The sequence below is a fragment of the Verrucosispora sp. TAA-831 genome, from assembly GCF_050780145.1.
Classification (GTDB): domain Bacteria; phylum Actinomycetota; class Actinomycetes; order Mycobacteriales; family Micromonosporaceae; genus Micromonospora.
Window position 1 is genome coordinate 3571118 of sequence record NZ_CP192240.1, and the last position, 23383, is coordinate 3594500.

17 protein-coding genes and 1 pseudogene are annotated in these 23383 nt (G+C 70.4%); 6 read left to right on the plus strand and 12 right to left on the minus strand.

Features of this window, described 5'->3' with window-relative positions:
• Window positions 1–121 precede the first annotated feature (121 nt).
• The 3 genes from ACQVFL_RS16170 to araB all read right to left on the minus strand — a co-directional run bounded on the left by ACQVFL_RS16170 (window position 122) and on the right by araB (window position 3625).
• Complete coding sequence (locus tag ACQVFL_RS16170) at window positions 122–1126, minus strand: ABC transporter substrate-binding protein (RefSeq protein WP_396698549.1); 1005 nt, start codon at window positions 1124–1126, stop codon at window positions 122–124.
• Window positions 1127–1253: 127 nt separating this feature from the next.
• Window positions 1254–1946 (minus strand): L-ribulose-5-phosphate 4-epimerase, encoded by a 693-nt coding sequence (locus ACQVFL_RS16175; RefSeq protein WP_396698547.1) that lies wholly within the window; start codon window positions 1944–1946, stop codon window positions 1254–1256.
• Entirely contained in the window at window positions 1943–3625 is a 1683-nt protein-coding gene (gene araB, locus ACQVFL_RS16180; protein WP_396698545.1) for a ribulokinase, read from the minus strand. Before araB ends, ACQVFL_RS16175 begins: the two co-directional genes overlap by 4 nt.
• Window positions 3626–4621: 996 nt before the next feature.
• Between araB and ACQVFL_RS16185 the strand changes: the two genes are divergently transcribed.
• A complete protein-coding gene (locus tag ACQVFL_RS16185; RefSeq protein WP_396698543.1) occupies window positions 4622–6265 on the plus strand; it encodes a glycoside hydrolase family 27 protein in 1644 nt (547 codons plus the stop codon).
• Between the two features lie 161 nt (window positions 6266–6426).
• On the opposite strand, the gene ACQVFL_RS16190 is transcribed toward ACQVFL_RS16185, so the two are convergent.
• From ACQVFL_RS16190 to chvE, 4 genes are all read right to left on the minus strand, one after another.
• Window positions 6427–7677 carry an ROK family protein gene (locus ACQVFL_RS16190; protein WP_396698541.1) on the minus strand — a complete coding sequence of 417 codons (1251 nt, stop codon included), beginning with the start codon at window positions 7675–7677 and terminating at the stop codon, window positions 6427–6429.
• Between the two features lie 95 nt (window positions 7678–7772).
• Complete coding sequence (mmsB, locus tag ACQVFL_RS16195; RefSeq protein WP_396698538.1) at window positions 7773–9023, minus strand: multiple monosaccharide ABC transporter permease; 1251 nt, start codon at window positions 9021–9023, stop codon at window positions 7773–7775.
• Window positions 9020–10558 (minus strand): multiple monosaccharide ABC transporter ATP-binding protein, encoded by a 1539-nt coding sequence (gene mmsA / locus ACQVFL_RS16200; RefSeq protein WP_431726868.1) that lies wholly within the window; start codon window positions 10556–10558, stop codon window positions 9020–9022. Before mmsA ends, mmsB begins: the two co-directional genes overlap by 4 nt.
• Window positions 10559–10655: 97 nt before the next feature.
• A complete protein-coding gene (gene chvE, locus ACQVFL_RS16205) occupies window positions 10656–11792 on the minus strand; it encodes a multiple monosaccharide ABC transporter substrate-binding protein (protein WP_431726869.1) in 1137 nt (378 codons plus the stop codon).
• Window positions 11793–12424: 632 nt separating this feature from the next.
• Here chvE and ACQVFL_RS16210 point away from each other — a divergent pair.
• Both ACQVFL_RS16210 and ACQVFL_RS16215 read left to right on the plus strand, forming a co-directional pair.
• Complete coding sequence (locus ACQVFL_RS16210) at window positions 12425–13738, plus strand: hypothetical protein (protein ID WP_396698532.1); 1314 nt, start codon at window positions 12425–12427, stop codon at window positions 13736–13738.
• 277 nt (window positions 13739–14015) lie between these two features.
• Window positions 14016–14624: a DUF998 domain-containing protein gene (locus ACQVFL_RS16215; protein ID WP_431726870.1), complete on the plus strand. Its 609-nt coding sequence runs from the start codon at window positions 14016–14018 to the stop codon at window positions 14622–14624.
• Window positions 14625–14674: 50 nt separating this feature from the next.
• Here the strand turns inward: ACQVFL_RS16215 and ACQVFL_RS16220 are convergent, their stop codons facing one another.
• From ACQVFL_RS16220 to ACQVFL_RS16235, 4 genes are all read right to left on the minus strand, one after another.
• Complete coding sequence (locus tag ACQVFL_RS16220) at window positions 14675–15823, minus strand: serine hydrolase domain-containing protein (protein ID WP_431726871.1); 1149 nt, start codon at window positions 15821–15823, stop codon at window positions 14675–14677.
• 4 nt (window positions 15824–15827) lie between these two features.
• A complete protein-coding gene (locus ACQVFL_RS16225) occupies window positions 15828–16655 on the minus strand; it encodes a carbohydrate ABC transporter permease (RefSeq protein ID WP_396698526.1) in 828 nt (275 codons plus the stop codon).
• The gene (locus tag ACQVFL_RS16230) at window positions 16652–17515 is read right to left on the minus strand and encodes a carbohydrate ABC transporter permease (protein WP_396698524.1); all 864 of its coding nucleotides are present in this window, start codon (window positions 17513–17515) and stop codon (window positions 16652–16654) included. The genes ACQVFL_RS16225 and ACQVFL_RS16230 overlap by 4 nt, the downstream gene beginning before the upstream one ends.
• A 104-nt stretch (window positions 17516–17619) precedes the next feature.
• On the minus strand, window positions 17620–18981 hold the full coding sequence (locus ACQVFL_RS16235) for an ABC transporter substrate-binding protein (protein WP_396698522.1): 1362 nt from the start codon (window positions 18979–18981) through the stop codon (window positions 17620–17622).
• Between the two features lie 372 nt (window positions 18982–19353).
• On the opposite strand from ACQVFL_RS16235, the gene ACQVFL_RS16240 reads away from it, so the two are divergent.
• From ACQVFL_RS16240 to ACQVFL_RS16250, 3 genes and pseudogenes are all read left to right on the plus strand, one after another.
• Window positions 19354–20439 carry a LacI family DNA-binding transcriptional regulator gene (locus tag ACQVFL_RS16240; RefSeq protein ID WP_396698520.1) on the plus strand — a complete coding sequence of 362 codons (1086 nt, stop codon included), beginning with the start codon at window positions 19354–19356 and terminating at the stop codon, window positions 20437–20439.
• 10 nt (window positions 20440–20449) lie between these two features.
• Window positions 20450–21409 (plus strand): annotated as a pseudogene (locus ACQVFL_RS16245) (glycosyl hydrolase family 32); the annotation flags it as partial.
• Between the two features lies 1 nt (window position 21410).
• Window positions 21411–22370, plus strand: a complete 960-nt coding sequence (locus ACQVFL_RS16250) for a carbohydrate kinase family protein (RefSeq protein ID WP_431726872.1) — start codon at window positions 21411–21413, stop codon at window positions 22368–22370.
• 15 nt (window positions 22371–22385) lie between these two features.
• Here ACQVFL_RS16250 and ACQVFL_RS16255 read toward each other — a convergent pair whose 3' ends face one another.
• Window positions 22386–23348 carry a helix-turn-helix domain-containing protein gene (locus tag ACQVFL_RS16255; protein WP_431726873.1) on the minus strand — a complete coding sequence of 321 codons (963 nt, stop codon included), beginning with the start codon at window positions 23346–23348 and terminating at the stop codon, window positions 22386–22388.
• Window positions 23349–23383: the final 35 nt, after the last annotated feature.

Sequence of the window (23383 nt, forward strand, 5' to 3'; positions counted from 1 at the left end):
CGGTCAGCCGAGGGGCCGACCGGGCGGACGTGGCACGGGGGTGGCGGGCCAGGCGCCCAGTCCGTCGGGAAATGGGCGACGCGGCGGGGCCGCCACGTCACGCGGCGACCCCGGGCGTCGATCAGTACTTGCGGTTGGGCAGGGCCTCCTTGGCCTGCTCCTGGGTGAAGGTGGTCTCCTCGGTCTCGATCCGCGGCGGCACCTCCTCACCCGCCTTGACCTTCTTGGCCAGGTCCATCAGCTGTGGGCCGAGCAGCGGGCTGCACTCCGCGATGAAGTTGAACTTGCCGTCGGCCAGGGCCTGCATGCCGTCCTTGACCGCGTCGATGGTGATGATGGTGATGTCCTGGCCGGGCACCTTGCCGGCCGCGGTGATCGCTTCGAGGGCACCCAGACCCATGTCGTCGTTGTGCGCGAAGAGCACGTCGATCTTCGGGTGGGCCTTCAGGAACTGCTCCATGACCTGCTTGCCGCCGGCCCGGGTGAAGTCACCCGACTGGGAGGCGATGACCTTGAGCTTGGGGTCGGCGGCGATCGCCTCGGCGAAGCCCTTCTTGCGGTCGTTGGCCGGCGCGGAGCCGGTGGTGCCCTGGAGCTCGACGATGTTCACGTCGCCGCTTGCGGCCTTCTTCTCCTCGACCAGCCACTCACCGGAGAGCCGGCCCTCCTTGACGAAGTCCGAGCCGAGGAAGGTCTTGTACAGCGACGTGTCCGCCGAGTCCACCGCGCGGTCGGTCAGGATGACCGGAATGCCGGCGTCCTTGGCCTCCTTGAGCACCGTGTCCCAGCCCGACTCCACCACCGGCGAGAAGGCGATCACGTCGACCTTCTGCTGGATGTAGTTGCGGATGGCCTTGATCTGGTTTTCCTGCTTCTGCTGGGCGTCGTCGAACTTCAGCTCGATGCCCGCCTCCGCCGCCGACTCCTTGATGGAGTTGGTGTTGGCGGTCCGCCAGCCGCTCTCCGCGCCGACCTGGGAGAAGCCCAGGACGAGCTTGCCGTCGTCACCACCGGCGTCGCCACCGGTGTCGCTGTTACCGCAGGCCGCCACGCTGCCGGCGAGCAGCACGGCGGCGGCGACCGCGATGGCGCGACGACGCGCCATCGGCATTCGCATGTTCCTCATCGGATCTCCTCGAGTGGGTGCGGTTGTCCACGCCGCCCGCCGTGCTGCACGGGCGGCCTGAGTCGGTGGTGCGGATCCTGTGCGGGTGGTGCGAATCAGATCGCGGGTCGCCGGGACCCGCGATCGGTCAGGAGCTCGCCGGAGGCGAGGGGCGTTGTCCGTAGACGTTCTGGTAGCGGTCGTAGAGCGCGTCGATGTCGGCCTGCGCCATCGGCACCGGTTGCCCGAGAGCACGCGCCAGGTGCGCGGTCCGGGCGACGTCCTCGCACATCACCGCGGCCTTGACCGCGGACCGGGCGTTGCGCCCGATGGTGAAGACGCCGTGGTTGCGCATCAGCACCGCGGGCGATCGGTGCCCGGTCAGCGTGCTGACGATGCCCTTGCCGATGTCGTCGCCGCCGATCAGCGCGAACGGGCCCACCGGGATCTCCCCGCCGAACTCGTCGGCCTGCGCGGTGAGGTGGCAGGGGATCGACTCGCCGCGCGCCGCCCAGGCGGTGGCGTACGTGCTGTGGGTGTGCACGACGCCGCCCACCTCGGGCATGGCACGGTAGACGTACGCGTGCGCCGCGGTGTCGCTGGAGGGCGACAGCTCTCCCTCGACGGGTACGCCGTCCAGGTCGCAGAGCACCATGTTCTCGGCCGAGAGGTCGTCGTAGTCGACGCCGCTGGGCTTGATGACCATGAGGTCGTGGCCCGGTACGCGGGCGGAGACGTTGCCGGCCGTCCAGGCGACCAACCCGTAGCGGGTCAGCTCGCCGTGCAGCCGGGCGACGCTGGCGCGCAACTCGGTCACCAGTGCGGTCAGGTCGTCGCTCATGCCGGCACCTCCACCGTCTCCTGCGGCGCCCCGGTCGACTCGACCGCCGCGTTGCGGATCGCCCGTAGGCGCAGCATCACGTCGTTGGCGCCCCGACCGAAGTGGTCGTGCAGCGCGCGGTACTCGGCGTAGAGGGCGTCGTAGGCGCGCACCCGCTCCGGGTCCGGTTGGTAGACGGCCTCGTGCACGCGGCCCATGACCTGCGCCGCCGCCGTGATCGAGGGGTACGCACCGGCGGCGACGGCCGCGTGGATCGCCGAGCCGAGCGCCGGGCCCTGGGCCGAGCCGATGATGCCCAGCGGTCGGTTGGTGACGTCGGCGTAGATCTGCATGAGCAGCTTGTTCGAGGTGAGTCCACCGGCGATCACCAGATCGTGGACGGGGACACCCGCGTCGACGAACGCCTCGACGATCATCCTGGTGCCGTACGCGGTCGATTCGAGCAGCGCGCGGTAGATGTCCTCCGGCCGGGTGGCCAGGGTCAGGCCGACGATCATCCCGCTCAGGTCGTGGTTGACCAGCAGCGACCGGTTGCCGTTCCACCAGTCCAGCGCGACCAGTCCGTGGGCACCGACCGGCTGGGCGGCGGCCAGCTCGGTGAGCCGCTCGTGCGAGTCGAGCCCGGCCGGGGCGGCGTGGTCGACGAACCATCCGAAGATGTCGCCGACCCCGCTCTGCCCGGCCTCGTAGCCCCACGCGCCGTCGCTGATGCCACCGTCGACGACCCCGCACATGCCGGCCACCTCGGCCGGAGCCGTGCCGTTGACCACGTGGCAGGTCGAGGTGCCCATGATGGCCACCAGCCGGCCCGGCTCGATCGCCTGGGCGGAGGCCGCGGTCACGTGCGCGTCGACGTTGCCGACGGCGACCGCGACGCCCTCCGGCAGCCCGGTCCAGGCCGCGGCGGTGGCGGTGAGCCCGCCCGCCTTCGCGCCCAGCGGCATCAGCGGACCGTCCAGCTTGGCCACGAAGTCGCCGAAGCCGGGGTTCAGCGCGGTCAGGTAGTCCACCGACGGGTAGTTGCCGTCCTGGAGGATGCCCTTGTAACCGGCGGTGCAGACGTTGCGGGTCTCGACGCCGCACAGTTGCCACACGATCCAGTCGGCGGCCTCGACGAAGCGCTCGGCCCGGCGGTAGACCTCCGGGTCCTCCTCCAGGATCTGCAGGCCCTTGGCGAACTGCCACTCGGCCGAGATCTTGCCGCCGTAGCGGCCGATCCAGGGTTCGCCCCGCTGGTGGGCAAGCGCGTTGATCCGGTCGGCGTGCGGCTGCGCGGCGTGGTGCTTCCAGAGCTTGACCCAGGCGTGCGGGCGCTGACGCAGCTCCGGCACCTCGCACAGCGGCGTGCCGTCGGCGAGCGTCGGTAGCACCGTGCAGGCGGTGAAGTCGATGCCGATGCCGACCACGTCGGCCGGGTCGATCCCGGCGGCGGTCACCGCCGCCGGCACGGCGTGGCGCAGCACGTCGCGGTAGTCCTCGGGGTCCTGCAACGCCCAGTCGGGCGGCAGCGGAGTGCCGCCGTCCGGTAGGGCGGTGCTGATGACCGCCCTGCGGTACTCGTGCACCGCAGTCCCCAACTCGGCACCGTCGCGGACCCGGACCACCAGGGCCCGTCCCGACAGGGTGCCGTAGTCGACGCCGACGACGTACCGGTCGCCTGCTTCGTCCACTCCGCTCATCTTCACCTCCGGCCGATGACGGACCTCAGTGTTAACGCTCACATCCTGCGCCGTCAAGACACCTGCCGGCAACAGCTCCGTAACGGAGTACACCGAGAAATAGACCGCCGTCAACAGGCTACCGAAGGATGCCGGGCGACGGTGCCCCCGCCCCAGGTCACCACGTGTCCGGCCGATCGGCGCGGCGACCCGCACGGGACCGGACGCCGAGCACGCCGACGCGGGGCGCGCGGCAGGCCGTACCGGAGGGCGGGACGACGCGGCACCGGCACCCCTCGCAAGCCTCTTCGGCCTGCTCGGAGCGCTTGCCGAGACGACCCAGCCGAAACCGACCGGCACGTACGGTGGCCGTCACGCCGCACACCTCCCGCCGACCCGCCGACCATCCGCTCGCACGGGCCGGACCCTCCCGTGCGAGCTGCGCACATCCGTACGCGCACCGGGCATCGTGGACGGCACCCGGAGGCCGACACCCGGCAGCCGTCCGAGAGACGACCCGGGACCGTCCAGCCCCGGGAACCGGCCCGTTCGATGGACCCCGAGATGAGCGTTAACATCACCGATTCATCAGACGATCAAGGCGAGGTGTTGGCGACGCCCTCGATCATGCCGATCCCCGCCTCGATCACACCGCACCACCCCTCACTGACGTGCACAGTCATTCGGGTCACGCCGGACCGCCCTCCCGCAAGCCCGCCCGACCCACCCTCGACCACCCCGCACAGTGATTTACAGAATTGAATGTCAGCGATAACATTCGCGACATCGATGCTGAGCGTGGCCGGCTGAGGACTCCATGCGGCCACGGCCGACGGCGAACGGGCCCACCGCCGCCGGTCACCGGCGCACCCTCGCCCGGCCGCTGCCCTGCCACCACCGGTGCGCCCGCCCGACGACGCACCAGGCACCCCGCACCGCCCCATCACCGCACGGGCACCTCGTGGTCGGTCATCGACGAACGACACCTGTTGCCCCCTGACCTTGAAGGAGATCCGCATGCGCGCACGACCACGATGGTTGGCCGTCCTGAGCGTCCTGATGTTGGCGTTCACGGCCGTCGTCGTCGACGGGCTCCACTCGCCGAAACCCGCCCAGGCGCTCAACAACGGGGTGGCCCGTACCCCACCGATGGGCTGGAACACCTGGAACACGTTCGGGTGCAACATCAACGAGGCGCTGATCCATCAGATGGCTGACGCGATCGTCTCCACCGGGATGCGCGACCTCGGCTACAAGTACGTCGTCGTCGACGACTGCTGGTTCGACCCGAACCGCGACGCTCAGGGCAACCTCCAGGCCCACGCCGGCCGGTTCCCCAGCGGCATGAAGGCCCTCGGCGACTACCTGCACGCCCGGGGTCTGCTCTTCGGGATCTACCAGGTGCCCCGGGAGAAGACTTGCGCCCAGTACTTCGGCGCGTGGCCGGGCTCCACCGGCAGCCTCGGACACGAATACCAGGACGCCCGCCAGTTCGCCGCCTGGGGCGTGGACTTCCTCAAGTACGACTGGTGTTCGCCCTGGGGCACCATCAACGACCAGGTGGCCGGGTTCGCTCTGATGCGTGACGCGCTGGCCGCCACCGGCCGGCCGATCGTCTACAGCATCAACCCGAACAGCATCCACGAGAAGACCGGCCCGCAGCGCAACTGGGGCGACATCGCCAACATGTGGCGGACCACCGAGGACATCACCAACTCGTGGAACACCGGGCAGACCAACGGCTACCCGATGGGCGTGCAGAACATCATCAACGTCACCGTGCCCCTCGCCCCGTACGCCGCACCGGGCGCCTTCAACGACCAGGACATGATGGTGGTCGGCAACGGGGGCATGAACGACACCGAGATGCGCAGCCACTTCGCGCTCTGGTCGATCATGGCCTCGCCGTTGATCGCCGGCAACGACATCCGCAACGCCAACGCGGCGACCCTGGCCATCCTGCGCAACCAGCAGCTCATCGCGATCAACCAGGATCCGCTCGCCCTCCAGGCCGTGCAGGTGTCCAACGACGGCACCCGCCGGGTGCTGGCCAAGCGGCTGGCCAACGGCGACGTCGCGGTGGCCCTGCTCAACCAGGGCTCGTCCACCACCACCGTGTCCACCACGGCGGCGGCGATCGGCAAGTCCGGCAGCTCGTTCACGCTCCGCGACGCCTGGACCAACGGCACCTCGACCAGCACCGGCACGATCTCCGCCAGCGTCCCGGCGCACGGCACGGCGGTCTTCCGGGTCAGCGGCGGCGGGACGACCAACCCGCCGACCACCTTCCGGCTGCGCAGCGAGTCCTCCGGCCGGTGCCTCGACGTCAACAACGGCGGCACCGCCAACGGCACGGCCACGCTGATCTGGGACTGCCACAACAACAGCAACCAGAGCTTCACCCAGAACGGTCAGACCCTCCAGGTGCTCGGCAAGTGCCTGGACGTCTCCACCACCGCCACCGCCGGCAGCCCGGTGCAGATCTGGGACTGCAACGGGGGCACCAACCAGCAGTGGACCTTCAACGGCAACGGCACGATCAGCAGCGTGCGGTTCCCGAACCTCTGCCTGGACGTGAACAACAACGGCACCGCGAACGGCACCACGGTGCTGGTCTGGAACTGCCACACCGCCGCCAACCAACGGTGGAGCCGGGCCTGACCCGGAGCATCGACGCGGACCCGTCGCCCGGCACGACCGGGTGACGGGCCGGGCGGGTGCCCCGACACCCGCCCGGTCCGCCGCGCCCGGCGTCCACACCTCGACGGGTACGCCCCGACGCGCGAGACGCAGCGTCGGCGTGCGGGAGTCAGGCCAGGCGTTCAGACGCAGCGGGCGGGCGGCTCCCGGCGGGCCGTGGTCGGTGTGGCACAGCGACCGGCGGCGCCACCCGACGTGAGCACGCCCAACGGGTCGTCGAGCAGTGGGGCGAACCCGAGTTCGGCGGCACCCACCAACGTCGCGTCGTCACCGAGCGCGGCAGTACGCAGGCGCACGCTCTCCCGCGCCACCGGCAGCACGTTACGGGCGATCCGGCTGCGCACCTGGGCCGCCGCACCCGGGTACACGTCGCACAGCATCCCGCCGAAGACGACCATGCCCGGGTTGAACAGGTTGATCAGGTTGGCCACGCCGATGCCGAGCCAGTCCCCGATCCGCCGGAACGCCTCCCGCGCGGCCGGGTCACCGCGATCGGCGTCGTCGGCGACCGACCGGATCGCCGCACGACCGAACGTCTCGGCGGGACGGCCCGCGACGTCGAGCAGGGCCCGCTCGCCCACCTCCGCCTCCAGGCACCCGGACGAGCCGCAGCCGCACGGCCGCCCGTCGTACGGGTTCACCACCATGTGCCCCAGCTCGCAGCCGTAACCGCCGTGGCCGCCGAGCAGCCGGCCACCGACGATGATGCCGCCACCGACACCCACGTCACCGTGCAGGTAGATCAGGTTGTCGAAGCCGACACCCGCGCCGCGCCACTGCTCGGCCTGGGCGCCGAGATGGGCCTCGTTGCCGACCGCGACCGGCAGGCCGAGCCCGAGACGGCGGCCGAGTTCCGCACCGAAGTCCTGGTCCACCCAGCCCAGGTCCGGTCCGAAGCGGACCATCCCGTCGCCGGGCCGGATCATCCCGCAGTACGAGGCACCGATGCCCACGCATCGCGCCCGCGGCGGCGCGGCACGGTGCAACTGGCGGCCGAACCGGGCCAGCACCGCCACCACGCGGTGCAGGTCCGGCCCGGCCCGTGGGCGTACCGCCTCGCGTCGGTCCAGGATCGCCCCGCCCAGGCCGACCCGCGCCGCCACCAGCCGGTCCACCGCCACGTCGAAGGCCAGCACATAGAACCGGTCGGCCGAGGGTCGGACCATCAGCGAGGGACGGCCCGCGCGGCCGGTGTCGGTCGGCGGTTCCTCGTGGACCAGGCCCACCCGGCTCAACCCGGTGGTCAACGCCATGATGGTGCTGCGGTTGAGGCCCATCCGCTCGGCCAGCCCGGCGCGGGACGTCGGGCCGTCCAGGTGCACGTGCCGCAGCAGCGTACCGGCGTTGCGCCGACGGATCTCCTCCTGGACCAACCCGACCTCCGGCTTCAGCGACGGTGCGTACGGCCGACCGGAGGGAGTGTGTCCAAGCAGTGGGACGACGTCAAGCGCGGGCCGAACCGACACCCCTAGCGGGTCGCGCCCGCCCGCCGCTTGTTGTAGACGTCGAAGGCGACGGCGACGAGCAGCACCAGGCCCTTCACCACCGACTGCATCGACTGGTCCACACCCATCAACTGCATGCCGTTGCTCATCACGGCCATGATCAGGCCACCGACCATCGCGCCGACGACCGTGCCGACGCCGCCGGTGACGGCGGCGCCGCCGATGAAGGCCGCCGCGATCGCGTCGAGCTCGAACATGTTGCCGGCGGCGGGCTGTGCGCCGTTGGACCGCGAGGAGAAGATGATGCCGGCCACCGCCGACAGGAAGCCCATGTTGACGAAGATCCAGAAGTTGACGGTCTTCACCTTGACGCCGGACAGCATCGCCGCGGGCAGGTTGCCGCCGATGGCGTACACCTGCCGGCCGAAGACCGTCCGCCGGGTGAGCATCCCGTAGACCAGCACCAGCGCGGCCAGGATGATCAGCACGATGGGCAGGCCCCGGGCCTGCGCGAGCTGCCAGGCGAAGTACATGACCACCGCACCGACCAGCGCCATCCGCGCGACGAACAGCGCGAACGACTCGACCGGCTGCTGGTAGCGGATCCGCGCCACCCGGGTCCGGAAGCAGCTCACCACGTAACCGGCCACCGCGATGGCGCCGATGAGCAGGGTGAAGGCGTCGTACCCGTCACCGCCGATGAGTCCGTTGAGGAAGCCGGCGGCGATCCTGTTGTACTCGGCCGGGAACGGCGACAGCGAGATGTTGTCCAGCACCCGCAGGGTCAGACCGCGGAACAGCAGCATGCCGGCCAGGGTCACGATGAAGGCGGGGATGCCGACGTACGCGACCCAGAAGCCGTGCCACGCGCCGACCGCCAGGCCGACCACCAGCGCGGCCACCACCCCCATCCACCAGGGTTGACCCTCCCGGATCACCACCACGGCGGAGACCGCGCCGGTCAACGCGACCACCGAGCCGACCGACAGGTCGATGTGCCCGCCGATGATCACGATGACCATGCCGATCGCGAGCACCAGGATGTACGAATACTGGAGGACGATGTTGGTGATGTTGCCCGGGCTCAGCGAGAGTCCGTCGGTGAGGAACGCGAAGAGGGCGACGATGACGACGAGGGCGACGAAGATGCCGCTCTGTCGCAGGTTGTTCATGATGAGCGTACGGGGGTCGCTGCTGCCCACGTGCAGCGCGGCGGCGGGAGCGCTCTCGGTCGACGGGCCCTTCGACACCGAGGAGGGCTTGGTGCTGGTCATCCGACGGTTTCCTTGTCCTTCGCCATGAGTTCCATCAGCTTCTCCTGGGTGGCCTCGCCGACCGGCACCATGCCGGTGATCCGCCCCGCCGACATCGTGTAGACGCGGTCGCACATGCCGAGCAGCTCGGGCAGCTCCGAGCTGATGATGATGACCGCCTTACCGGCGGCGACCAACTGGTTGACGATGGTGTAGATCTCGAACTTCGCGCCGACGTCGATGCCCCGCGTCGGCTCGTCCAGGATCAACACGTCCGGGTCGGTGAACAGCCACTTCGACAGCACGACCTTCTGCTGGTTGCCGCCGGAGAGCTTGCCCACCGCCGACATCACGCTCGGCGCCTTGATGTGCATGTCGCGCCGGCTGGTCTCGGCGACCTTGGTCTCCTCGTTGTCGTGCACCCAGCCGAGACGGGCGAGCTTGCGCAGTCCGGCGGCGGAGACGTTGTGCCGGATGTCGTCGATCAGGTTGAGGCCGTACCGTTTGCGGTCCTCGGTGGCGTACGCGATGCCGTTGCGGATCGCCTCCGCGACGGACCGCGCCCGGACCTCGCGGCCGTGCATGAACAACCGGCCGGAGATGTCCCGGCCGTACGACCGGCCGAAGACGCTCATCGCCAGCTCGGTCCGTCCGGCGCCCATCAGCCCGGCGATGCCGACCACCTCGCCGGCGCGCACGTTCAGGGCGGCGTTCTGGACGACCAGCCGGTCCTGCGTCGGATGCCGCACCGACCAGTCCTCGATCCGCAGCACCTCCGCGCCCGGCGACGAGACCCGGTCGGGATAGAAGCTGTCCAGGTCGCGGCCGACCATGCCGCGGATGATCCGCTCCTGGGTCACCTCGCCGGAGGCCATCTCCAGCCGTTCCACGGTCCGGCCGTCGCGCAGCACGGTGGTCGAGTCGGCGATGGCGGTGATCTCGTTGAGCTTGTGCGAGATCATGATGCAGGTGATGCCCTGGTCGCGCAGCCGCCGCATCAGGTCGAGCAGGTGCGCCGAGTCGATGTCGTTGAGCGCCGCGGTCGGTTCGTCCAGGATGAGCAGCCGGACCTTCTTCGAGATCGCCTTGGCGATCTCGACAAGCTGCTGCTTGCCGACGCCGAGCTGCACCACCGGGGTCACCGGGTTCTCCGGCAGCCCGACCGAGGCGAGCAGTTCCGCGGCCTCGGCGTTGGTGCGGTTCCAGTCGATCAGGCCGGTACGCCCCCGGCGCTCGTTGCCGAGGAAGATGTTCTCGGCGATCGACAGATACGGCACCAGGGCGAGTTCCTGGTGGATGATGACGATGCCCCGGTCCTCGCTGTCCCGGATGCCACGGAAGTTCGCCGGTGCGCCGTCGAAGAGGATCTCGCCGTCGTAGCTGCCGGACGGGTAGACGCCCGACAACACCTTCATCAGGGTGGACTTGCCGGCGCCGTTCTCGCCGCAGATGGCGTGGATCTCCCCCCGGCGCACGGCGAGCGAGACGTCCTGCAGCGCCGCCACCCCGGGGAACGTCTTGGTGATGTGACGCATCTCGAGGATGTGGTCGTCCATCTGCACCGTCCTGGCGATCTGTGTCGTGAGGTCTGTACTGGGTCGAGAGGGTGGGGCCCGGCGGCGGACACCGCCGCCGAGCCCCCGGGTGCCGCCGTCAGTTCCTGGACTGGCCGGAGGCGACCTCCTCGGCGGTGAAGTAGCCGGAGTCGATCAGCACCTTCTGGATCTCGTCCTTGAAGACGGTCTCGACCGGCAGCAGGTACGACGGGACGACCTTGACCCCGTTGTTGTAGGTCTCGCTGTCGTTGGCCTCGGGCGTCTTCTCCTGGAGGAACGCCTCACCGGCGACCACGGCCTGCTCGGCCAGCAGGCGGGTGTCCTTGAAGATGGTGGAGCTCTGGATGCCGTCGTTGATCAGCTTGACCGAGGCGATCTCGGCGTCCTGCCCGGTGACCACCGGGATCTCGTCGGCGCCCCGGTAGCCGGCGTTCTGCAGCGCGGTGATGATGCCGCGCGAGATGCCGTCGTACGGCGACAGCACGCCGTCCACCTTGCTGTTGTCGTTGTAGCTGGAGGTGAGCAGGTCCTCCATCCGCTTCTGCGCGGCCTCCTGCTGCCAGCGCAGGATCGCCACCTGCTCGATCTTGGTCTGCCCGGACTTCACCTTGAGCGTGCCCGCGTCGATGAACGGCTTGAGGGTGTCCATCGCGCCGTTGAAGAAGAAGTGGGCGTTGTTGTCGTCCAGCGACCCGGCGAACAACTCGATGTTGAACGGCCCGGTCGCCTCGCCCTTGCCGCCGTCCTTGGTCTGCAGGCCGAGGCCGACCAGGAGCGCGCTGGCCTGGGCCACGCCGACCTTGTAGTTGTCGAAGCTGACGTAGAAGTCGACGTTCGGGCTGTCCCGGATGAGTCGGTCGTAGGCGATGACCGGGATCTTGGCGTCGGCCGCCGCCTGGAGCTGCCCACTGAGGGCGGTGCCGTCGATCGCGGCGATGATCAGTACGTTGGCGCCGCGCGTGATCATCTGGTCGACCTGCTGCGACTGGGTCGGGATGTCGTCACCGGCGTACTGGAGGTCGACCTTGTAGCCCTTGGCCTCCAGCTTCTCCTTGACGGAGTTGCCGTCGGCGATCCACCGCTCGGAGGTCTGGGTCGGCATCGAGACGCCGATGGTGAGGTCGGACGGCTTCTCGTCGCTGGTGTTGCCGCTTCCGGCACCGTCGCCACTACACGCCGCCATACTCAGCGCCAGGGCGGCGCTACCGAGAGCGGCCAGAATTCTTCTGCTCACTGGCTTCCCCAATCTGGAACTCGCGCCGTCGCACCGGCTGCGTGGATCGCACTTCGGGGCCCAAGTGTTAGCGCTCACATTGCCCGGGTCAACACCTCGCCGGAAATCCAGCGGTCACGTTCTCGTAACGAAGCCGAGGCTCCACCGGTCGGCCGAATCGCCGCAGGTCAAGGGGTTGCACATCGAAGGAAGTCGAGCATTCGCGCCGGCCACCCGAATAACGTCCATCGAGAGCAGAGAATACGCCAACTCGCGGCCCGGGGCGACCGCCCGGACACCCGCTGTGCACATCCGTCGACCCGCAAAGGGAAACGAGGCATCCGGTCGACGCACACCCACCGGGTGCTCACGCACCGTGACCGATCGAGCCGCCGACTCCACAACGGACCATCCTCTCCGGGAGCCGCCACGGCGCAGCGGATCGGGACCGACCCGTGGCGGCCATCGACGCCACCCGGGCGCACGGTCGGTCCCCGCGCCGTCACCGGCACAGTCTTGACATCGACCAGCCGGACGCCGATGCTCTGCTAAATCAGTTTAGCGCCCGTCCTCCCCCACACCACCCCAACCGGTCCGGGGCGCTGCCACGGGATCTGCCCACGGCAGCCGGACGCGTCCAACAAGGAGGGCCGATGAGACTGCGAAGGACGCTCACCGCCATGGCGGCGGTAGCACTTCTCGCCACCTCCGGCACAGCCGCGTACGCGGCGTCGAAGGGTCCCGGTGGCGACACCGGTGGCATCCGCAGTGTCACACCGATCACCACCGTCTACACGTACGGCCAGAAGGTCTCCGCCGTCGCCGTCGAGTACCCGCAGACGGTCAACCCCCGCGAGCTCGACAACTCCACCTTCTCGGTCTCCGACACCGTCTACAACTTCCGCTTCAACCCGATGGACGACCTGCCCAAGCTGGCCGACCGCAAGGTCACCCACACCTACACGAACAACGCGCCCACCACCCGCGCGGACCGTCGTTCGGTGGACGGCCGGTACGTCATCGTCGAGCTGGACCCCGCCGAGAACCTCGGCTGGACCGTCATCGTCTCCAAGTGCCCGACCTTCCTGTGCAGCGTGAAGGTCAACACCGAGCTGCCCACCCGGGTGACCCAGCGCAAGGACGTGCACGCCCAGCCCGGCAAGGGCAAGGGCAAGGGCCCGGTGCAGGCCAAGGCCGCCCCGAAGACCCCGCGCGGGGTCACCGAGAAGCCGGTGAACCTGCTCGTCGACGACTTCACGTACGGCTCGTACCTGAGCAACGGCATGGTGCTGCCCTACCACTACCACCTGCCGAAGAACTACCAGCCCGGCAAGAAGTACCCGCTGATGGTCGTCCTGCCCGGGCACGGCATGGGCTGGGACGGCGACAACCTGGGCGTCCAGATCGCCGCCGACATCCCGGCCACCGCCTGGCTCCAGTCGAGCTGGACCGGCAGCCGCGAGGACGTCATCGTGCTCGCCCCGCAGAACCAGCGGGTCGGCCTGCCCGCCGAGGGCGACCTGCTGATCCGGCTGGTCGACCAGTTCGTCAAGGACCACGCGGTGGACACCGACCGGGTCTACGCCACCACCGTGTCGTACGGCTCCCGGCTGCTCTGGGAGGCGTTCGCCAAGCGTCCCGACCTGTTCGCCGGTGGACTGGTGACCGGCGGTTTCCAGGTCGGTGCCGACCAGGCCAAGGCCATCGCCGCCGGTGAGGTGCCGCTCTGGATCACCCACGGCGTCAACGACCACCTGCTCAACATCTCGCTGGCCCGCAACACGCACACCGCCCTGCGCGCGGCCTACGAGGCCCAGGGCAAGACGCCCGCGCAGATCGCCAAGCTGCTGCGCTACACCGAGTACGGCAACGAGGCGTTCTCGCTGCCCGACTACCACGCCGCCTACGGTCCGACGTACGAGGACCGCAGCATCCTCCAGTGGCTGCTGGCCCAACGCAAGGGCTGACCCCTGGAGAAGCTCGCCGGCCACGACACCCCCGTCGTGGCCGGCGAGCCCGCTCTCTCCCCTCCCTCGGAGGGGCCGCTCCGCACCAAGGTCGACCCCTGGCCTCGCGATCATGGAGTTGTGGCTGAGGAAATGCACCGTAGGCGGCTTTTGTGAGCGCCAAAACTCCATGATCGACGTGGTGAACCGCGCTGTGCGGTCCGGGAACGCGCAGGATCGACACGGCCGGGGCAGGCCGGTGGTGCCCGATTGGCGGGGCAGCACGTACGGTGCGGTGATGCGAGTCGTACCGGGATGGGCGTTGGTCTCCGCCGTGGTCGCGCCGGTCCTCCTGATCGGTGGGTGGACGCTCGGCGCGGCCCGCCAACCGGGCGGGTTCGACCAGGTCACCGGGACGATCAGCGCACTCGCCGCCGTCGGCGCGACCGACCGGTGGATCATGACGGTCGCGCTGGCCGGGCTCGGGCTGTGCCACTGTGTGACCGCCGCCGGGCTGCGTCCCCTCGCACCCGCCGGGCGAGCGCTGCTGGCCCTCGGCGGGGTGGCGACCCTGGCGGTGGCGGTGTTCCCGCTTCCGGCCGACGGTGGCGGGTCGGTGCCCCACACGCTCGCCGCCGCCGTCGCCTTCGGCGCGCTGGCGCTCTGGCCGGCATTAGCACGGGCAGCAGGGCGACGGGCGCCGTGGGTGGCGCTGGCGGTCGGGTTGCTGCTGCCGGTGGCCTGGTTCGTGGCCGAGATGGCGGTCGACGGTGGGCGGGTCGGTCTGGCCGAGCGGGTGGCGGCCGGAGCGGAGGCGTTCGCACCTCTGTTGGTGGTCACCGCACTGCGCCGCACGGGCCGGTCAGGTCGGACGGGCCGGACGGGCCGCACTGCGCCAAACAAGTGACGGCGGGGTCGACGCCACGGCTCGCCGGCCGTGACGTCGACCCGGTCCGCCTAGTCGCTCAGGCAGGAGAGCAGGGCGGCGGCGAGCAGGTTGGCCCGCTCGTCGACGACGCCGCCCATCTGGTTGACCACGTAGCCGAAACCGACCCGGTGCTGGTCGTCGCCGAAGGCGAGGTGTCCGCCCGCGCCGTCGTGGCCGAAGCTGCGCGCGCCGAGCATCGGGCGCGGCGTCGAGTGGACGAGGAAGCCGGTCCCCCAGCGGTGTCCGACGTCGGGGAGTCCGTATACCTGCTGACCGGCGACGCGGACGGTGACGGCGTCGTCGACGGACACGGTGGTGAGCAGCGGTCCGCCGCCGACCTCGGAGACGCAGGCGGCGTAGAGGCGGGCCAGTGACTCGGCGGTGCTGATCCCGCCCGCGCCGGGGACCTGGGCGGCCTGGATGGCCGGGTCGTTGAAGCTGACCAGGCCGTCGGAGTCGGCGGGGAAGGCGAACGCGCCGCCCATGGTGATCCCGCGCTCGGCGACCGGGTCGCCGGCCGGGAAGGGTTCGCCGAGCGGCGCCAGCATCCAGGCGACCGCGTCGCGCTCGGCGGCCGGCAGGCCGACCCAGGTACGCAGGCCGAGCGGCTCGGCGAGGGTGCGGGCGAGGTACGCGCCGGGCGTCTCCCCGGTGATCCGGCGGATCACCTCGCCGATCAACCAGCCGTAGGTGATCGGGTGGTAGCTGTGGGCCGTACCCGGCTGCCACAGCGGGGCCTGCTCCTCGATCGCCTCGATCACCGGATCCCAGGCGAGCACCTCCGCCCGGGTGAAGGAGCGGTCCAGTGTGGGCAGTCCGGACTGGTGGGTGAGCAGCCAGCGGACCGGGATCTCGGCCTTGCCGTGCCGACCGAACTCGGGCCAGTACCGGATGACCGGGGCCTCCAGGTCGAGTCGGCCCTGCTGGACCAGGAGGTAGGCGCAGATCGCCATGATCCCCTTGGTCACCGAGAAGACCACGGCCGGGGTGTCGGCGGTCCAGGGCCGACCGGAGCGCGGGTCGGCCAGCCCGCCGTACAGGTCCACGACCTTGTTGCCCCGCAGGTAGACGGCGACTGCCGCGCCGACCTCCCCACGGTGGACGAAGTTGTCCCGGAACACGTCGGCGACGGGCCCGAAGCCCTCGTCGGCGTGGCCGTGGATCGGGGTGTCGTTCAACCCGTCATCCCTTCACGGAGCCCTGCAGGAGGGCCTTGATGAACTGGCGCTGGAAGATCAGGAACACGATGAGCGTCGGTGTGAGGATGAGCAACGATCCGGCGCAGAGCAAGACCAGATCGGTTCCCCACTGTCCCTGGAACGCGCCGAGGGCACCGGCCATGGTCCGTTTGGTGGCGTCGTCGACCATGACGATGGCGAGCAGGAACTGGTTCCAGGTCCAGAGGAACAGCAGGATGGTCAGCGAGGCGATGGCCGGGCGGGCCAGCGGCACGTGCACCCGCCAGAACAACTGCCAGGTGTTGCTGCCGTCGACCCGCGCCGCCTCGGAGAGTTCGCGCGGCACGTTGGTGAAGTGGGCGCGCATCCAGAAGACCGCGAACGGCATGTAGAGGCCGATCAGCGGCAGGATGATGGCCCAGCGGGTGTTCAGCAGGCCGAGGTCCCGCATCTGGTAGTACAGCGGGGTCACCACCGCCTCGAAGGGCAGCGTGAGGCCGAGCAGCAGCAGCCCGAAGGCGATGTGTCCGCCGGCCACCCGCAGGTGCCCGAGGCCGAACCCGGCCATGGTCGCGATGAGCACCCCGAACGGCACCACCCCGGCCACGATCAGCATGCTGGACACCAGCAGGGCGCCCATGTTCGCGGCGGTGAAGGCGTCGACGAAGTTGCCCCACTGTGGATCGGACGGCCAGGCCAGACCGGTGGGTACGGTGCCACGTGGTTGCAGGGCCGCCGAGAGCATGCTCAGGAACGGCAGCAGGGTGACCACGACCAGGGCGATCAGGAAGACGCGTCCGGTCAGCCGCTCGCTGCGGGTGGTCATGTTCATGGCTTCTCCCCCCGGGTCAGCCGCTGGATGGGCAGCACGCAGATCAGCACCAGCAGCATCAGCACCACGCCCAGGGCCGAGGCGAGCCCGACCTGGCGCTGGGAGAAGGCCAGCCGGTAGATCTCCAGGCCCGGCACGGTGGTCTGGATACCCGGGCCGCCGCTGGTCGAGATGTAGACGATGTCGAAGCTGGCCAGCGCCGCGATGATGGTCACGGTGAGGCAGACGCCGATCTCCTGGCGGAGGCTGGGCAGGGTCACCGCGAAGAACTCACGGATCGGACCGGCGCCGTCCATCCGGGCCGCCTCGTACAGCGACGGGTCGATCTTGCTCATGCCGGTGACCAGCAGGATCGTGCAGAGGCCGAGCATGATCCAGGTGCCGATCACGCCGACCGACGGCAACGCGGTGCTGAACTCGCCGAGCCAGGCGCGGGTGATGCCGTCCAGCCCGACGGCGCGCAGCACCTGGTTGACCAGACCGTTGCTGGACAGCACCCAGCTCCACGCGATGCCGGCCGCCACCAGCGGGATCACCTGCGGCAGGAACAGCACGGTCCGGACCAGCGTGCCGCCGGGGCCGGTGGTGATCCGCCGGACCAGGCTGGCCACCAGCAGGCCGAGGGCGACCGGGATGAAGCTGAAGAAGATGATCAGCACGAAGGCGTTACCGATGATCTTCAGTAGGTCGCTGTCGGTGAAGACGGTGACGTAGTTGTCCAGGCCGACCCAGGTGGCCGCCCCGATGCCGTTCCAGCGGTAGAGCGAGTACTGCACGGTCAGCACGAGCGGGCGCAGGACGAAGAAGCCGTACATGGCCAGGGCGGGCAGGACCCAGAGCCAGCCGCTCCACCGCGCCACGCGGCCCCACCGCTTCCGGTGGGGCCGCGTGGCGGGACGGGGGTCCGCCCCGCCGGGCCGGGCAGTGGTGCCCGACCCGGCGGGAACGCTGCCGAGGGCAGACGTCATCGGGACAGTTCCTTCTCGTACTCGGCCTGGACCGCCTTGACGTAGCCCTCCGGGTTCTGCTGGCCGGCGATCAGCTTCTGCATCTCGGGGGTGATGGCGGCGGCGAAGATGCCACCGGTGGCGTTGGCGGTGAAGTCCACCGCGCCGTTGTCGGCGCCGAGCTGCTGGGACGCCTTCAGGGTCTCGGCCAGTACGGTGCCCTCGGTCACCGGCGGCAGCGCCAGGTCGGCCGGGCCGCCCGGGTGCGAGCCGCCGACGTTGACCGAGATCTCGCGGGCCTTGTCGTTGGTGTGCACCCAGTTCAGGAAGAAGGCCGCGGCGTCGGCGTTCTTGGCCCGCGCACCGACACCGAAGGTGTTCGGCGCGGACATCGCCACGTTCTTCGCCTCGGCGGTCTCACCGGGGAAGAGGAAGAACCCGACGTCACCGGCCATGTTCTTGTCCAGGTTCGCCGACTCCCAGTCGCCGTTGAACATGAACAGGCCGTTGCCCTTCTGGAACTCGCCCATCATCGCGGTGTAGTCGATGGCGTTGGCGTCCTTCGGGAAGTAGCCGTCCTTGGCCCACTTCTCGATGGTCTGCGCGGCCTTCAGCGAGGCGGGGGTGTCGAAGGTGGCGCCCGGCTTCTGGAAGATCCAGTCCGCGATCGGGCCCGGGTCGCCGAACTGGTTCTGCAACGCCTGGTACGGGAAGTTGATGCCGGCGGTGTTCTTGTTGAACTGCATGATCGGCTGGAGGCCGGCGGTCTTGGCCTTGGCCAGCAGGTCCTCGAACTCGGCGATGGTGGCCGGCGGCTGGGTCATGCCGACCTGCTCGGCCTGCTTCTTGTTGTAGAACACGCCGGTCACGCTGTAGCCGAGGCCCATGCCGTACAGCGAACCGGTGCCGCGCTCGCCGCCGCCCTCGGTCAGCCGGAGCTGGACGAGCTGGGAGGCGGGGAACTTGTCCCAGCCGTACGCGTCGAAGTACGGGTCGAGGTTCTTCAGCAGGCCGTCCTTGACCAGGTCGACCATGGTGGGCAGCCGGATGATGTCGGGCGCGTTGTCCGAGGCGAGCACCCGGGGCGCGTTCTCCACGATGACCGTGAACTGGTCCTCGCGGATGTTGAACGTGACGTTCGGGTGCTGCTTGGTGAACTCGTCGGCGAGCGCCTTGGCCAGCGGGAAGCCGGTCTCCGCGTACATCTCCAGGGTGATCGGGTCGGTCCCGAGTTCGGTGCTGACCGGGGCGCCGGAGTCCTCCGGCGCGGTCGGCTCCGAACCCGGAGCACTACAGGCGGTGGCCGTCAGACCGACGGCGAGTAGTGGCACCATCAGTGCCAGCCGGCGACGGGTGAATCTGGTGGACAACTCCCGCACGTCAATGGCTCCCTTGACTCATCCGCACGTCCACGCCGGTCGGCGACCGGCGAGTACGCTCGCCACCACGGTCGGTGAACGCCACGCTCGCGCGTCGCGCACCGGACCTCGGCTCGCGGTATCCGATATGACCTCGGAGGTCGCTGTCGACAGCGTCCTCCGCAGTGGCGAAACAACGTCGCTAAACTGATTTAGCAGAGCATGCGCGCGGCACCCCGGCCTGTCAAGGACGAGTTGGCAACGGTCCGGAAACAAGCGGTTCACCAGGGGACTTCACCGACACCCGGACGGTCACCGGTGAGCCGGAACGCGACTCGACCCATCATGATGGGCAACGGCGGCGTCGTACGGACGACCGCGAACGGAGGACTGATGGGCCGCAACAGGGCAACACTGGCCGATGTCGCCCGACGGGCTGGGCTGTCCAAGACCGCAGCCTCGATGGTGCTCAACGGGCGCGAGGGCACCCGACTCTCCGCCGAGGCGCACCAGCGTGTCTTCGCGGCGGCGGAGGAACTCGGCTACCGACCCAACGTGGCCGCCCGCAGTCTGCGTACCCGCAAGACGGCCACCATCGCCTTCGTCTCGGACATCGTCGCCACCACCCGCTTCGCCGGTGGCCTGATCCGGGGCGCCCTGGACGCCGCCCGCGAGCGGGACCACGTCCTGCTGATCACCGAGACCCAGGGCGACGCGGCGTTCGAGCAGTACGCCATCGAGGCGATCCTCGACCGCCAGGTGGACGGCGTGATCTACGCGGCGATGGCCACCCGCCGACTGACCGTGCCGAAGGCGATCCTGAACGGCCCGGTGGTGCTGCTCAACGCCACCAGCTCGGAGGAGTTGCCCAGCGTGCTGCCGGACGACGAGTTGGCCGGCGCCACGATCGCCGAGGCCCTGCTCGCCCGGGGCCACCGGGACCGCATCGCGCTGATCGGTCGCAACCGGCCCAAGGAACGCGACCCGGAGATCTCCCTCGCCGCCGAGGCGCGGCTGCGCGGCATCCGGGGCACGCTCGCCGCCGCCGGGGTCGCGCTGTTCGTCGAGGGCTTCTGCACCGAGTGGCTGCCGGAGCACGGCTACACCGCCACGCAGGCCCTGCTCGGTCGTCCGGACCGGCCGAGCGCGATCATCTGCATGAACGACCGGCTGGCCTTCGGGGCGTACCAGGCGCTCGGGGAGGCCGGCCTGACGATCCCGGACGACATCTCGGTGATCTCCTTCGACGACGACCCGATCGCCTCCTGGCTGCGCCCGGGGCTGTCCACGGCCGCCATCCCGCACGAGCAGATGGGCCGCCGGGCGGTGGAGCTGCTGCTCGACAAGGACGACTCCGGCCCGGCCCTGGTGCCGATGCCGCTGCGCCGTCGCCGGTCGGTCGCGGCTCCGGCCGGGCGGACGCCGCTGCCGCGCGCCGAGAGCGACGCCACCCCGAGGTCGCGGGCTAAACCGATTTAGTGATACCTTCCCCGCCATGCTTCGTCTGCCCGACCACTGGGTGTGGGACAGCTGGTACGCCAAGGACGACGACGGCCGGTGGCACTCGTTCTTCCTGCGCGCCTCCCGGGCCCTCCTCGACCCGGACCGTCGCCACCGCCGCGCCACGATCGGCCACGCCGTCTCCACCGACCTGCGCGAGTGGCAGCTGCTCCCGGACGCGTTGGTGCCCGCCGACTCACCGGGCTGGGACGACCTGGCCACCTGGACCGGCAGCACCGTACGCGGGCCGGACGGGCGGTGGTATCTCTTCTACACCGGCGTCGGACGCGCCGAGGACGGGCTGGTCCAGCGCATCGGCCTGGCCGTCTCCGACGACATGGTCACCTGGCACCGGCACGGCGACACCCCGCTGCTGGAGGCCGACCCGACCTGGTACGAGCTGCTCGACCTGGACGCGTGGTACGAGCAGGCGTGGCGCGACCCGTGGGTCTTCGCCGACCCGGACGGCGACGGCTGGCACATGCTGATCACCGCCCGCGGTAACCAGGGGCCGGCCGCCGAACGCGGCGTCGTCGGTCACGCGACCTCGCCCGACCTGCTGAACTGGACCGTCCGGCCGCCACTGTCCACGCCGGCCGGATTCGGGCACCTCGAAGTGCCGCAGGTCGCCGTGGTGGACGGACAGCCGTTGCTGTTGTTCTGCACCAACCCCTCGACCGCGCCCGGCGAGTCCCGGGAACGGCTCTGGCTGGCCACCGCGCCCACGGTACGCGGACCCTGGGACATCACCGCCGCCCGGCCGATCGACCAGCCGCACCTGTACGCGCCCCGCCTGGTGTCGACCGACGACGGCTGGGCACTGCTCGGTTTCGTCGAGCACGGCGACGGGACGTTCGTCGGCGAGATCAGCGACCCGGTGCCGGTCCGCTACGAACCCGCCGCCGGCCTGGTGGCACGCGAGCCGCTGCCGGCCACCGGTGGTGCCTGAGGTGCAGGTCGGGGCCGACCCGGGGCCGTCGTCGGCCGCACCGGCGGTGACCGTAATCGGTGAGGCCGTCGTCGACCTGGTGCAGGAGCCGGACGGCCGGTACACCGCCCATCCCGGTGGCAGCCCGCTCAACGTGGCCGTGGGGCTGGCGCGGCTGGGCGTACCGACCGCGTTGCTCGCCCGCTTCTCCACCAACCGTTTCGGCCGGCGACTGCGCGCGCACGCCGAGACCAACGGCGTCGACCTGCGGCACGCCGTCGACGCCGACGAGCCCGCCACCCTGGGGATCGCCACGCTGACCGGAACCGGGGTGGCCACGTACGACTTCTACGTCGACGGCACCGCCGACTGGCAATGGCGCGCCGAGGAGCTGGACCCGGTGGTCGTCGGGCGAGGCATCGTGCACACCGGCTCGCTGGCCGCGTTCCTGCGCCCGGGCGCCGACCGGTTGACCGACACCCTCCGGGCCGCACGCGGGCGGGGCGCGCTCGTCAGCGTCGACCCGAACATCCGGCCCGGCCTGATCGGCAGCCCGACCTCGGCCCGGGACCGCGTCGACGAGCTGGCCCGCGTCGCACACGTGCTCAAGGCCAGCGAGGAGGACGTCGCCTGGCTCTACCCGGGTCGCACGACCGACGACGTCCTGCGGCACTGGCGGGACCTCGGCGTGACGCTCGCCGTGGTCACCCTCGGTGCCGGAGGCGTGGCCGCCGCCTGCGGCACCCGTGGGTTCCGGCAGCCGGCCCCGGTCGTCGCGGTGGCCGACACCATCGGCGCCGGTGACGCGTTCACCGCCGGGCTGCTCGCCGCCCTGTCCGGCGTCGCGCCCGGATGGTCCGAGCACGACGTGCGGGCCGCGTTGCGGTACGGCGTCGAGGTGGCCGCCGTGACCTGTACCCGGGCCGGTGCCGACCCGCCGTACCGGCACGAGATGGCGAGCCGCTTCCCGACCGGGTCCTGAGCCGCATTCGGTGGCTCACGGCAGGTCGGCGTGCATCCGCCGCCACTGTCCCGGGGTGCGGCCGTAGGCGGCACGGAAACGCCGGGCGAAGTGGGTCGGGTCGCTGAACCCCCAGCGGCGGGCCACCACGGCGATCGTCAGGTTGCGGCTCTGCGGCCGGAGCAGTTCCTCACCGGCACCCTTCAGGCGCTCTCCGATGATCCACTGCGCCAGGCTGAAGTCGGCCTGGGCACAGACCTTGTACAGGTGCCGCAGGGAGACGTTGTGCGCCATGGCGATGGTGGCCGGACGCAGGTCGGGATCGGCCAGGTGCTGCCGGACGTACGCCCGGACGAGGGTCAGCAGCGTACCGGCCCCGTCGACCCGGGCGTCCCGTGCGCCGCCGTACGCCGCCGAGGTGAGCAGCGCCCGGGCCAGCTCGACGCTCGCCGCGCCCAGCACCGGTGCCGCCGGATCGGTGCCGAGCCGGTCCGCTCGCTTCACCACGTCGACGACGTGCCGGGTGACCAGCGGATAGAGCGGGCTGGCCGGCAGGTTCCCCAGGGCCCGCCGGATCACGTCCACCGGCAGGGCGAGCCGGTCGATCGGGAACTGGAGGCACCCGGCAGCCCCGTCGCCGGACCAGGAGAAGTCGTACGGCGCGGACAGGTCCATCCCCATCAGTCCGCCGGGCGGGACCAACGCCTGGCGGCCCCCCTGCTCCTGCCGGCCGTCGGCACGCCGCTGCACGGAGAGCGCCACCACCGGTGACACGTCCTGCCGGGTCTGCCGGGCGGTGCGCAGCAGCCGGATCCCGGACGACTCGGTGGTGAAGACCGAGACGCCGCCGAGGTCCCAGACGGCCATCCGGGCGTACACGTCGCCGTCCGGGTCCTCGTGGATCACGTGGCACGGCGCGGAGGCGTACGCCATCGTGGCGTGCACCGCCTCGACCCGGTCGCGGAGCGGTAGCTGCGCGGTGTCCAGGACGACGGCCATCAGCTCACCTCGTCGGCTCGAACCGGGCCGGCTGC

Coding starts and splice junctions, on each gene's coding strand:
- mmsA (WP_431726868.1), bottom strand. CDS start 10,558: ATGGACGACCACATCCTCGAGATGCGTCACATCACCAAGACGTTCCCC.
- mmsB (WP_396698538.1), bottom strand. CDS start 9,023: ATGACCAGCACCAAGCCCTCCTCGGTGTCGAAGGGCCCGTCGACCGAG.
- ACQVFL_RS16240 (WP_396698520.1), top strand. CDS start 19,354: ATGGGCCGCAACAGGGCAACACTGGCCGATGTCGCCCGACGGGCTGGG.
- ACQVFL_RS16215 (WP_431726870.1), top strand. CDS start 14,016: ATGCGAGTCGTACCGGGATGGGCGTTGGTCTCCGCCGTGGTCGCGCCG.
- ACQVFL_RS16225 (WP_396698526.1), bottom strand. CDS start 16,655: ATGAACATGACCACCCGCAGCGAGCGGCTGACCGGACGCGTCTTCCTG.
- ACQVFL_RS16255 (WP_431726873.1), bottom strand. CDS start 23,348: ATGGCCGTCGTCCTGGACACCGCGCAGCTACCGCTCCGCGACCGGGTC.
- ACQVFL_RS16185 (WP_396698543.1), top strand. CDS start 4,622: ATGCGCGCACGACCACGATGGTTGGCCGTCCTGAGCGTCCTGATGTTG.
- araB (WP_396698545.1), bottom strand. CDS start 3,625: ATGAGCGGAGTGGACGAAGCAGGCGACCGGTACGTCGTCGGCGTCGAC.
- ACQVFL_RS16175 (WP_396698547.1), bottom strand. CDS start 1,946: ATGAGCGACGACCTGACCGCACTGGTGACCGAGTTGCGCGCCAGCGTC.
- ACQVFL_RS16210 (WP_396698532.1), top strand. CDS start 12,425: ATGAGACTGCGAAGGACGCTCACCGCCATGGCGGCGGTAGCACTTCTC.
- ACQVFL_RS16170 (WP_396698549.1), bottom strand. CDS start 1,126: ATGAGGAACATGCGAATGCCGATGGCGCGTCGTCGCGCCATCGCGGTC.